This window comes from Paenibacillus sp. FSL M7-0802 (genome assembly GCF_038004945.1).
GTDB classification, from domain to species: domain Bacteria; phylum Bacillota; class Bacilli; order Paenibacillales; family Paenibacillaceae; genus Paenibacillus; species Paenibacillus polymyxa_B.
Window position 1 is genome coordinate 5,677,185 of the sequence record NZ_JBBOSD010000001.1, and the last position, 12,437, is coordinate 5,689,621.

The window sequence follows — 12,437 nt, forward strand, 5'->3', positions numbered from 1 at the left end:
GAAGCGGTGAGAGCCTTTTTTGCCGTGTTAGATCGCCCAATTTCCTTTACGGAAGATAGGTTCCTCAGTACCGTCCTCGGTAACGCCGTTGATGTCCATTTCACCTGAACCGATCATAAAGTCGACGTGTGTCAGGCTGGAATTCAGGCCGTTGGCAGCCAACTGCTCTTGAGTCATATCCTTGCCGCCTTTAAGGTTAAATGCATAGGCATTACCGATGGCCAAATGGTTAGAGGCATTTTCGTCAAACAACGTATTATAAAATAAAATATTTTTATCAGAGATAGGTGACTTATGAGGTACGAGAGCAACCTCGCCCAGATAGTGTGAACCTTCATCCATTTCTACGAGATGCTGAAGAGTTTCCAAACCGGTCTCTGCCTGTACATCGACAATACGTCCATTTTCAAAAGTCAGTGAAAAGTTGTCGATGATATTTCCGCTGTAGCTAAGTGGCTTGGTGCTGCTGACCTTACCGTTCACTCCCGTTTTGAGCGGAGCTGTAAACACTTCCTCGGTAGGCATATTGGCTACAAAAGTATGTCCCTGTTGGTTGACGCTTTCGGCTGCTACCCACAGATGATCTTTTGCCAATTCGATGGTGAGGTCTGTGCCTGGAGCCAGATAATGCAGCTTTTTATAGCGTTTGGCATTTAAAATATCAGATTTGCTGGAAAGGGTTTTCAAATGCTCTTTCCACGCCTCCACGGGGTTATCCAGATCCACACGCACGGTGCTGAAAATGGCATCCCACAGTTTATCCATTTGCTCTGAAGCTGGCAGATCAGGGAATACTTTGGCAGCCCACTCTGCTGAAGGATAAGCAATCAGAGACCAACTGAATTTGTCGGCCATTTGATATTCGCGGTATTGACGTAATTCATGTGAACGCACGCGCTGGGCAGCAGTAATTCGGCTGGACGGAATCCCTTTAAGCAAATCCGGATTTTCTGCAATGACATGCAGTACAGCTGCGCCATTTTCGACCTCTTCAGTCATTTCGGCTGCGTACCATTTGGGAGCAATATTAAAAGTTTCATCAGGAGCTAGTTCATACTGTAATCGAGTAATGGTCTCATCACTCCATTTTACTGTAACCAGCTTGGCTCCGGCAGTATACGCTGATTTGACGATAAGTCTCACGAGTTCGGCGGACAAGATTGGCGCATGAACGATGAGTGTCTGCCCAGGATGTACATTGGCGCCGACCCGAACGGCTAACTCGGCATATTTTTGCAATTTTTGTTGAAAATCTGACATGTAACTTTCCTCCATTTCACGAAAAGCCTTAAACAAGGCTTGGGTAACTTGCACAGTTTTTTTGCAAATTCCACACATAGCTTATATATTGTACAATGTAACGAAAAGGTTCACAAATCAGTTTTGGTACTATTTAGTGAAAATGAAAGGGCGGATAGATGAATGACAGAGCAAAATTCACCTCAGGAAGTGAAAGAAGTACATATTCAACAGGCACAAATGACAAAAGATGAGAATGGTGCTTATCTGGGCCAAGTGGTATTTAAAGTAGAGGGACAGAGCTCTGTATATGAAATCACATTCCACAGTAAAAGGGGAAAGGAATGGGATTACAGTCTCCATTTTGCAGGAGAGCCACGGGTGGAGGAAGAGATGCTGCAAATGGATAGCTGGATTGAAGAGAACGATGATTTGTTCGATTATTTGCTAGATACGGCATGGAGCAAATTACCCGAGTAATGTAAACATGGTCTATTTTCGTGACAAGCGGATTATATTTAGCAGTGTCCGCATAATCTGCTGACATGGGGGAAGCCTAAAGGTCGATATTAACAGGAAATTCCATGTGAATAGGAGGGTGAAGCTTTGGCAAATCATCTGTTCACCGAAGGAATGACGGCAAATGAAGAGGCTGCTCCCGATCTCCTGAGCTTACGGACGCTGTTTGTAAATATGTGTTTTATTGGAGAGCCGGGAAGCCGCTCCTGGGTGCTGGTGGATACGGGGATGACAGGATTTACAGACTCGATTATACGCCTGGCAGAGGAACGGTTCGCTGGCCCTCCAATCGCTATTGTGCTTACACATGGTCATTTTGATCATGTAGGTTCGGTTATTGAGTTGGTACAGCATTGGGGTACACCTGTTTATGCACATCCTTTGGAATTACCTTATTTGACGGGAATGAAGGATTATCAAAAACCTGACCCTAGTGTAGGGGGAGGTTTAATGTCGGGCATTTCCTTCTTATACCCCAATGATGCTATAGATCTCGATGATCGCATCACATCCCTGCCCCAAGATGGCAGTGTCCCCGGTGCCCCTGGTTGGAAGTGGCTGCATACGCCAGGACATACACCTGGTCATGTATCGCTTTTTCATGAGCGAAGAAGGTTAATGGTGGCCGGTGACGCTTTTATTACGGTGAAACAGGAATCGGCACTGGCCGTTATTTTACAGGAAAAAGAAATACATGGACCTCCTGCGTATTTTACAACAGATTGGCAAGCTGCGCAGCGTTCGGTGGAAATGCTGGCCAAGTTAAAGCCTGAGATTGCAGTCACAGGACATGGTCATTACATGCGTGGTGCTGAGCTGACAGATCAGCTGGAGCAACTGGCGGGAGATTTTGAGCACATGGCTGTACCCAAACAGGGACGTTATGTGTAGTGATGTGTGAAGGACGATGCCTTGCGGGGCATCGTTTTTTGTGTGGACGTGGAATTTTTTTGCTCAGCATGGTATAGTCAAGCCAAAAGCTAAACGCTTTCATTAAACATCGTCATTTCATCAAGGAGGATTTTTTGATGACACAACAACATGCTGCAATTGGTGATCTTTATTATGGAATACCGGCGATTCGTCTTAAATTTGGACGATATGAAGCGGTTGCCCTGCCGGGAAACGGCGCAAATCTGATTTCTTTTCGTGACAATGAAACGGGATATTCTTTTCTGCGTGAGCCAGATGCTGAGAGCATAGAGGCTTTTAAGCAAAGCCCGTCCGTTTACGGAATTCCTTTCCTGTTCCCTCCGAATCGGTATGAGGATGGAAAATTCCTGTGGAATGGTGTTACATATGAGCTGCCGATAAATGAAGAGGCGACCCACAACCATCTGCACGGCTTTTTACACACTGTTCGGTGGGAGGTTGAGGACTACGGTTCCGGGGAGCAAGGTAGCTATGTGGTAATGAATCAGCATGTAAGGGAAGGACATCCCATGTTCCGTTATTTACCCTTCACCTTTACCATGAAGTTAACGTACAGCCTGGACGAATTTGGCCTGCATCAGCGTTATGTGATCCATAACGAGGGCGATCAACCGATCCCCAACTTATTTGCCTTTCACACAGCGATTCGCGTTCCGTTCGTACCCGATAGCTCGCCTGAGGATTACAAGATTAAGGTCACAATCGGTGAGCGTCGTGAGCTGACGGAACGGTTGTTGGCCACAGGTCAGTTCCAGCCTTTATCTCCGGAAGAGGAACTGCTGAAAACGACGGGAGTTAGTCCTTATTTTGCCTCTATGGATAATCATTACACGGCAGCTCCGCAAAATGGACGCAACTACATGGAACTGACACACAGTAAGACAGGTGCTACCCTCGTATACGATGTAGGCACAGCTTATAAGCATTGGATGATCTGGAATAACAAAGCGAACAAGGAATTCATCTGTCCTGAGCCGCAAATGAACATGATCAATGCACCGAATCGTCCGGACCTACCAGCTGAGGAGATCGGATTGATTGCACTGGCTCCAGGCCATATTTTTGAGGCAACCAGCCGTTTGTATTGTATAACACCTAATAAATCGAAATCCTAGCATTTAATTTATCCTTATAAGCCTGTATCGTGTCCAACGGTGCAGGCTTTATTTGGGTATGTAAAGCACAGGTAAGGGACAATGGGGAAGGAGGACGAAAAAGGTTGCAGAATGCCAAGCAGTCATAGTATGATACGAAACAGGAGATGATCAGATGAATTTTCCTTTTCAAGCCGTCAAACGCAAGCAAATCGCCGATGAAGTAGCTGAACAGCTGCAACGAAAAATTGCTGCTGGTGAATGGAATGTGGGCACAAAGATTCCAACCGAGCCTGAGCTCATGAAGCTATTCGGAGTCGGGCGGTCTACAGTGCGTGAAGCGGTTAGCGTTCTGGTACATGCCGGTCTATTAGAGAAAAAGCAAGGACACGGAACTTTTGTCTGCCAACCGACAACTTCTCAAGAGCCATTGGATTACCGTCTAAGCCGTGCTGAAATTATTGAGGTTTATGAAGTGCGGAGTGTGTTGGAACTAGAGATTGCCAGATTGGCTGCATTACGTCGTAATGACGAGGATTTACACTTAATGCGTGCGGCGCTGGACCGTCGTGCTGCAACTTTGGTCGCTGGAGATTTGTCTGGGTACTTAGATGCGGATATCACTTTTCACTTGGTTGTTGCCGGAGCTACACGCAATAAGGTGCTTACAGACGTATATGGCAGCTTTGTAGAGGCCATTCGCAAGGCGTTGAACAATCTCATTACCGATCCAGCGATGCAAAATCATTTTACTTTGCAGCATGAAAAAATATATGAAGCAATCCGGGATCAGGATGGCAAGGCTGCCGAGCTGTATAGCATTCAACATTTGGACGGCACCAAGCTAGAGCTGCAAAAGCATATGGGAAGTTCATAAATTTTTTTACTTTTAAACATCAGATGATCAGATGAATAATAAAACGAATTTTCAGCCTTCTACTCGAACATCTCCTAAAATCAATCCAAAGGTGGTATCTGTATGCGCAAAATATGGGTGTTGGACACAACGTTAAGAGATGGAGAACAATCACCAGGAGTTAGCTTAACCAGCACAGAAAAGGTGGAAATTGCTCTTCAGCTGCAAAAATTAGGCGTAGATCGGATTGAGACTGGCTTTCCAGCAACCTCGCCTGGTGAGATTATCAGCATGCAGGAGATTGCCAAACAGGTTACCCAAGCAACACTGGTTGGTTTTGCACGCTCGAAGGAACAGGATATTGATGCAGTCAGAGAGGCGCTACAAGGAGCTGAGGATGCCTGTCTTCATTTATTCCTGGCTACCTCGCCCATTCACCGCCAACATAAGCTGCGAATGGATAAAGCGAAAGTATTAGAGACCGCTGCAGCTGCCATTCGTTATGGACGCAAGTATTTCAGCAAGGTAGAATTTTCAGCAGAGGACGCCAGTCGTACCGAGCTGGACTTTATTTGTGAGGTCGTGGATATGGCGATTCGTGCTGGAGCGACAGTCGTCAATTTACCGGATACGGTGGGATATGCCTCGCCGGACCAGTTCGGTGAAATGTTTAGAATTGTAAAACAACAAGTGCCCGGTATCGAAAAAATACAACTTAGCACACATTGTCATGATGATCTTGGTATGGCAACAGCTAACACGCTGGCGGCTATCCGTAATGGTGTAGACCAATTTGAAGGTACCATCAATGGCATCGGTGAGCGAGCCGGAAATACACCTATCGAGGAAGTTGCACTGGCCCTTGACACTAGAACCGAGCTCTATGGTGCACAAACGAGTCTGGTTTTGGAGGAGCTGTATGCCACCAGTCGCCTGGTGAGCAAACGTACGGGGATGTCGGTACCGGGAAACAAGGCCATTGTTGGAGCCAATGCGTTTGCGCACGAGTCTGGTATACATCAGGACGGAATGCTTAAAGAGCGTACAACGTATGAGATCGTGTCCCCTGAGCGTATTGGTCTGAAGACAAGTAAACTTGTATTGGGCAAGCACTCGGGTAGACATGCATTTAAAGAAAAACTGGCGGACATGGGGTTTGAAGCTTTGACGGAGGAACAGCTGCAAGAGGCGTTCCGCAAATTCAAGGACTTGACGGATAAGAAAAAACAGGTGTTGGATGAAGATTTGCTCGTCCTGATGGATGAAAGCCGCAATGCCTCGCCTCAAATTTACACACTGGATTCCATTCAGGTGTCCTATGGCAATCAGTCGGTTCCAGTCGCATCCATTCGGTTGAGTAAACAAGATGGGACAGCAATTGATGAAGTAGCAATGGGTAACGGTTCTGTAGATGCGATTTTCCATGCTATAGACAAGGCCAGTGGTGAAGAGGTGGAGTTGGAGGATTACTCGATCCAATCTGTAACATATGGCAAAGATGCATTGGGGGAAGTACACGCCATTTTGAGGCAAGGTGAGTACACAGCACTGGGAAGAGGCACAAGTACTGATATTTTGGAAGCTAGCGCCAAAGCTTACATCGATGCGCTGAACAAGCTACTGGGCAGAAAAGAAGTCCATGGCAAAAGAAATATCACCATTAGCTGAACTTAGTGACCCAGGATAGTAGCGGAAATCTCCTTTTGCCTCCTCTGGCCTTATCGTAAAAAAGCGCTTGCAAAATAAATGATAACATTTGAAATTTAATGTATAATAGGCAAGAGAGATCACCATATTTTGTCTGAATTACATAGGCCAAGAGGAGGAAATGAGTTGAACTACCGCATCGAAAAGGATACGTTGGGCGAAATCAAAGTACCGGCAGACCGTCTGTGGGGAGCGCAAACACAGCGCAGTAAGGAAAATTTCCCGATTGGTTCGGAGAAAATGCCATTAGAGGTCATACAGGCGTTCGCGGTGCTTAAAAAGAGCGCGGCGATCAGTAACTATAAGCTGGGTAAGCTATCACAGGAGAAGCAGGATGCCATTATTTATGCAGCAGACGAAATTCTCGCAGGGCGAGTTGATGACCATTTCCCATTGGTTGTATGGCAGACAGGGAGCGGTACGCAGTCCAATATGAATGTGAATGAAGTGATTGCTCATCTGGGAAGCCAATGGTTACAAGAGCAGGGAAAAGATACGAAGCTGCATCCCAATGACGATGTGAACATGTCGCAAAGCTCAAACGATACGTTTCCTACAGCGCTTCATGTAGCGGGTGTCATTGCAGTGGAGGATCGTTTGTTGCCTGCCATCGATAAGCTGAAAGAGACTTTTCAACAGAAGTCAGAGCAATTCAAGGATATTATAAAAATTGGACGAACCCATTTACAAGATGCGACACCGCTTACGCTGGGCCAGGAAATAAGCGGCTGGTATGCCATGCTGGACAAGAGCAAGCGAATTATCATCGACACGGTTCAATACATGAAGGAGCTGGCGATTGGCGGTACAGCGGTGGGGACAGGAATTAATGCTCATCCAGAGTTTGGCTCCCGAACCTCTGCGGAAATTTCCAGTTTCACTGGCAAAACGTTCACTTCCGCACCCAATAAATTTCATGCATTGACCAGCCACGATGAAGTGGTGGCCGTACATGGAGCAGTCAAAGCGCTCGCTGCCGATTTGATGAAAATCGCCAATGATGTTCGCTGGCTGGCAAGTGGTCCGCGTAGCGGTTTGGGGGAAATTACGATCCCTGCTAACGAGCCAGGTAGCTCTATCATGCCCGGTAAGGTGAATCCGACCCAGAGCGAAGCACTGACGATGGTCGTTACTCAAGTAATGGGTAATGATGCAGCTATCGGCTTTGCTGCGAGTCAGGGTAATTTTGAACTGAACGTGTTTAAGCCAGTAATCATCTACAATTTTTTGCAGTCTGTTCATCTGCTGGCCGATTCCATGATTGCTTTTAATGACAACTGTGCGATCGGCATTGAGCCTGATCTCGTTAAAATTGAGCACAATTTGAATAATTCGCTGATGCTGGTGACGGCATTGAATCCACATATCGGATATGAAAATGCCGCTAAAATCGCCAAACTTGCACATGCAGAAGGACTGTCTTTAAAAGAAGCGGCACTCCGCAGCGGACTGTTGACTGAAGAACAGTTCGATCAATATGTTGTACCTGCGCATATGATTCATCCTAAAGCCTAAAGCACGACGATTGTCTCTGCTTAAGCCTTATAAAAAATATACAAACCAGCTCATCGAGTGCGATTTAGCACAGACCATGAGCTGGATTTTTTGTTTTCTCATATATTTTTTTACTTAAGATTAGTATTCTGTGTGATTTGAGGGTATATAGATAGAAGGCGAAAAATTGAACATCCATTTTCAAGATAGGAGAAGCGTATGGAACAGACAACCCTTATAAATTTGATTGTGCTTTTGCTGTCCAGCTTGCTGCTGGTCGGTGTGCTGACTACCAAATTTTCCAGCCGTTTCGGTATGCCTGCGCTTGTTTTGTTTATTGCCGTAGGTATGGTGCTTAGTCAGTTTATTTATTTTGATAATGCCTTTATCACACAGCTGGTGGGCATTCTCGCGCTCATTGTAATCTTGTTTGAAGGCGGGATGCAGACAAAGTTTGCAGACGTTAAGCCAGTTATTCGACCTGCGTTATCATTATCAACGTTAGGGGTCATCATTACGACCGTAGTCATTGGCGTATGCGCCAAGTTTATTTTAGGCGTAAGCTGGATGGAATCCATGCTGTTTGGCGCTATTGTCGGATCGACGGATGCGGCAGCCGTGTTTTCCGTTCTAGGAGGTAAAAACATCAAAAAACGAATTACCTCGACGCTCGAAGCGGAATCCGGCAGTAATGACCCGATGGCTGTATTTCTCACGGTAACATTGATTGAGCTGATACATCACCCTGAGCAATCCATTTGGATACATATCTTGTTGTTTTTATGGGAAATGGGTTTTGGTTTAGTCGTTGGTTTTGTACTTGGACGTATAGGTGTATATGCGATTAATAAAATGAATTTTGATTCATCCGGTTTGTATCCTGTAATGGCGCTGGCATTTGCAGTCTTGACGTATGCAGCGGCATCGTTACTGGAGGCAAGCGGATTGCTGGCGGTTTATGTCATGGCCATTGTCTTGGGAAATTCCGACTTGACCTACAAGCGATCCATTATTCATTTTAACAATGGTTTCGCCTGGATGGTGCAGATTATGATGTTTGTCCTGCTCGGCCTATTGGTCTTTCCTGATCAATTGCTGGGCATTGCGTGGCAAAGCTTGGCGCTCTCCTTCATCCTCATGCTCGTGGCTCGTCCAATAGGCGTGTTCCTAAGCTTGCTTTTTTCCAGGTACTCTGTGCGCGAGAAGACACTGTTATCCTGGGCAGGACTGCGGGGGGCGGTACCTATTGTACTAGCAACCTATCCTTTACTGGATGAGATGGATGTAGGACCCTTGTTTTTTAATGTTGTATTTTTCGTCGTGCTCACCTCTGCGATCATTCAAGGTACAACTATTTCGTGGTTAGCGGTGAAGCTTGGCTTGATGGACCCTAACGAAACATCGTCTCCTTCATTGCTGGAATTAGTTTCTCTGGGGAAAACCACTTCGGAAATCAACCACATTCAGGTACAAAAGGGGATGTCGATAGCGGGCAAAGCGATTCAGGATATACAGTTGCCTGAAGATATTTTATTCACAGCCATAATTCGGAACGAGCAAATTATTGCCCCTAGAGGCACTACTGTAATTGAACCGGGCGATACATTGTATGTGCTTAGTCCCAAACTCAAGCGACAGCAGATGAAAGAACTGTTCATGCTACTCGAACCAGAGGCTGCTCCGTAAAAAGCGTAGAGTACCCTTAATTACAGTCCTTCACATTCATGTGGAGGACTTTTTCCTGTGTTTTTTTCAGAGTGGATGAATCTGTTAAAAAATTGACACTATCATTCTACAAAATTAGTTTATGATATTGTCGTTAGATGTCGCTGCCTATCATTACGGATCATTTGATGGGCAATAGTGATGAATAAGATAGAAGTCACCAATAACAGGAGAGATGATAAATGAAACCGGAAGTCTTGCCACAGCGTGCAGCAGCTCGCAGGCAGAAAAATAGAAAAAAGAAACGAAAAGGACAATTCGGTCGCTTTATACTGCGACTTTTTATTGTATTCCTGTTAGCAGGAATAGGGGGTGGTGCGTGGTTGTTCCTAACGTCATCTGGCAAGGACATGCGCTATTTGGCTGCCGATACGCTGATCACAACCCAACATCGTCACTGGGCGAAGTACTTTATCGGTGAAGCAGAGGCAAAAAAACGTGTGGCTGAATATTCGGCCCGTTTTGAAGCGATGGGTGAAGAGAAGGACAGACATACAATCAATCTACCTGATCTGATACCGACCAAAGTACAACAAACGCCGCTGGTTGAAGTGGAAGAGGTATCGGGCCGTAACTATCATGGCTATGTTATGACGGTGCATGACCCCACTAAAATTCGGCTCGGGGTTCCTTCCAAGGTCGGCCGGGGAGAAAGGGTATCTAGTATGGTCGAGCGTTTAGGGGCTGTTGCTGGCGTAAATGGCGGTGGCTTTGCCGATCCCAACTGGAATGGGAATGGTTTTAAACCGATTGGCGTTGTCATTTCCCAGGGCGAGATATACTACAATGATATGGGCAAAAATGCCTCTGTTCAAATCGTAGGTATTGATAAACAGGGAAAAATGATAGCCGGTCACTATTCGTTGTCTGAGTTGTCCAAAATGAATGTGCAAGAAGCGGTTACTTTTCAACCACGCCTAATCGTGAATGGGAAAGGTCTGATTCGCAATGCAAGCGAGGGGTGGGGAATTGCTCCCCGTACCGCAATGGGGCAAAGAGCAGACGGGGCCATTATATTCGTGACCATCGACGGTCGTCAGCCTGGGTACAGTATTGGTGCCAACTTGTATGATATGCAAAATATTTTGCTTAAACACGGAGCGGTTATCGGTGCTAATCTGGATGGAGGTTCTTCAACGGTGCTAGTCAAGGATAATGCCATTGTGAACAAGCCTTCTTCTGAATACGGAGAGCGGTATTTGCCGACTGCGTTTCTCGTATTTGAGCATCCAGAGACCGTTAGTATCCCGAACATATGGGAAGGTCTGAATCCTGGAGACATTGACGCAGCCAAAAAGAGATAGATTAGGAATGAATAAGTTCATTAAGTGAACGGAGACTGATGACCAGCCAGAGATTCATGGTAAATTAAAAGAAGAAATATACGAGGGAGATCTGGCGACAGCACGCGAAGCGCTAATCCGTTTAGACAGCAGCACTGTCCATCCTTATATAGAAGCACATAATCCTAACACTGAGCTTCTATCCAGTGTCTATATGTTCCCTCAAGGCGAAGCATCGCGCTATTTTACAGTAGGTGGGGGTGTGCTGAATCTGGTTGAAGTGAAGAACGGTTTTCCAGTTGTCACCTATCAAGGGTATGTGGGTGCTCCCTTTGATAAAACATTTACAATGGAATACGATCCGCTGGAGCGTTTTATGGTGAATAAAGCCAAAAATCAGTGGGGAACTTATCCGAAGCTAAATAAGCCGCTGATCTACGAGTTTACTACAGGATGGGGAGACAGCAGCACTACTTATTATGGACGGATTACCACGCTAAATAAAGAAGAACTGCTGGGTACTACGGGTGATCCCGTAACTGGACTCCCGGCTAATACCAAACAAATTATGAAAACCTTCAAGCTGCCGTGGGAATCGCGTACAGATGCCCCAGCAGGCGATGGAATAAGTTAAGAGCAGCAATAGTAAGGAAAATTTAAAAAGCGCGTATCGTTGAAGTAAAGATACTTCCCGGTACGCGCTTTTTTAGATGGAATTTGTACTTTTGTTGCTTCATGCTTGCTTAAGTATCTATTAGGCCTAGTCACAGGGTTGCTGTCATAGACCGCAAAGTAGCAGATAAGTGGAGAGATGATATGAGAAAACAGGAGCAAAGTGTATGCTCCTTATGTTGTTTCTAGGGTCCGCTTCTGAATAGCTCTGTATAAAGAACCTTGTGAAATACCAGTGCCTTCTATAATTTCTTTTACAGAGTATTCCTTACTGTCATACATTCGTAGGGCCAAGGCTATTTTATCCTTGTCGACTTTCGGTCTTCCAAGCTTTTTCCCACGCTTCTTACTTGCTTCCAATCCTTCTTTTACTCGTTCAGCGATGAGATTCCGTTCCAATTCAGCAATCACACACATCATTTGAAACATAGCCTTTCCTGTTGATGTTCGTGTGTCCATATTCTCTTTTAAGGAGACAAATTGTACTCCTATATCTTCAAATTCTTGAATGATACTTAAAATATCGAGCGTTTTACGACCCAGACGTGAAATACTCTCTACTACAACAATATCATTTGCCCTAATCACATTCATTAAATTCTGCAGACCTTGACGGTCTTTCACTGTACCAGTGAATTTTTCATCAATTATCTTTTCGCAGCCATATTCCTTTAGCATGCTAAGTTGTCTGTCTAGGTTCTGATCAATCGTGGAAACGCGGGCATGGTTTTTGGTAATGTAGTTGTAAAAAAAGAGATGTCGTATGTGCTTGAAGGTGATTAAATGACCTCTCAAACACGTTAGTTATTCAAGAAAAGGGCCAGATAATTGAATAACACTTGGTGGTTAAATTGGATATTTTACACATAGGTTGTTTTCTTTTGGATACCCATTTAGGTACCTAACATTCAGTAG

Annotated in this window: 11 protein-coding genes; 9 read left to right on the plus strand and 2 right to left on the minus strand. The window is 45.3% G+C overall.

Features of this window, described 5'->3' with window-relative positions:
* Positions 1-27: 27 nt before the first annotated feature.
* A complete protein-coding gene (locus MHB54_RS26005) occupies positions 28-1,260 on the minus strand; it encodes an aminopeptidase (protein WP_025722749.1) in 1,233 nt (410 codons plus the stop codon).
* Positions 1,261-1,422: 162 nt separating this feature from the next.
* Between MHB54_RS26005 and MHB54_RS26010 the strand changes: the two genes are divergently transcribed.
* The 9 genes from MHB54_RS26010 to MHB54_RS26050 all read left to right on the plus strand — a co-directional run bounded on the left by MHB54_RS26010 (position 1,423) and on the right by MHB54_RS26050 (position 11,484).
* Positions 1,423-1,719, plus strand: coding sequence for a hypothetical protein (locus tag MHB54_RS26010; protein ID WP_061828288.1), 297 nt, complete (start codon positions 1,423-1,425; stop codon positions 1,717-1,719).
* 126 nt (positions 1,720-1,845) lie between these two features.
* Positions 1,846-2,649, plus strand: coding sequence for an MBL fold metallo-hydrolase (locus MHB54_RS26015; RefSeq protein ID WP_023988877.1), 804 nt, complete (start codon positions 1,846-1,848; stop codon positions 2,647-2,649).
* 137 nt (positions 2,650-2,786) lie between these two features.
* Positions 2,787-3,806, plus strand: a complete 1,020-nt coding sequence (locus MHB54_RS26020; RefSeq protein WP_013310435.1) for an aldose 1-epimerase — start codon at positions 2,787-2,789, stop codon at positions 3,804-3,806.
* A gap of 154 nt (positions 3,807-3,960) precedes the next feature.
* The gene (locus tag MHB54_RS26025; protein ID WP_068942551.1) at positions 3,961-4,662 is read left to right on the plus strand and encodes a FadR/GntR family transcriptional regulator; all 702 of its coding nucleotides are present in this window, start codon (positions 3,961-3,963) and stop codon (positions 4,660-4,662) included.
* A 102-nt stretch (positions 4,663-4,764) separates the two neighbouring features.
* Positions 4,765-6,309, plus strand: coding sequence for a 2-isopropylmalate synthase (locus MHB54_RS26030; RefSeq protein ID WP_023988875.1), 1,545 nt, complete (start codon positions 4,765-4,767; stop codon positions 6,307-6,309).
* A gap of 165 nt (positions 6,310-6,474) precedes the next feature.
* The gene (fumC, locus tag MHB54_RS26035; protein WP_023988874.1) at positions 6,475-7,863 is read left to right on the plus strand and encodes a class II fumarate hydratase; all 1,389 of its coding nucleotides are present in this window, start codon (positions 6,475-6,477) and stop codon (positions 7,861-7,863) included.
* Between the two features lie 198 nt (positions 7,864-8,061).
* Positions 8,062-9,528 carry a potassium/proton antiporter gene (locus tag MHB54_RS26040; protein WP_023988873.1) on the plus strand — a complete coding sequence of 489 codons (1,467 nt, stop codon included), beginning with the start codon at positions 8,062-8,064 and terminating at the stop codon, positions 9,526-9,528.
* A gap of 221 nt (positions 9,529-9,749) precedes the next feature.
* Positions 9,750-10,871 carry a phosphodiester glycosidase family protein gene (locus MHB54_RS26045; RefSeq protein ID WP_068942549.1) on the plus strand — a complete coding sequence of 374 codons (1,122 nt, stop codon included), beginning with the start codon at positions 9,750-9,752 and terminating at the stop codon, positions 10,869-10,871.
* 241 nt (positions 10,872-11,112) lie between these two features.
* Positions 11,113-11,484, plus strand: coding sequence for a hypothetical protein (locus tag MHB54_RS26050; RefSeq protein WP_023988871.1), 372 nt, complete (start codon positions 11,113-11,115; stop codon positions 11,482-11,484).
* A gap of 212 nt (positions 11,485-11,696) precedes the next feature.
* On the opposite strand, the gene MHB54_RS26055 is transcribed toward MHB54_RS26050, so the two are convergent.
* Positions 11,697-12,260, minus strand: a complete 564-nt coding sequence (locus MHB54_RS26055) for a recombinase family protein (protein ID WP_034095184.1) — start codon at positions 12,258-12,260, stop codon at positions 11,697-11,699.
* Positions 12,261-12,437 lie beyond the last annotated feature (177 nt).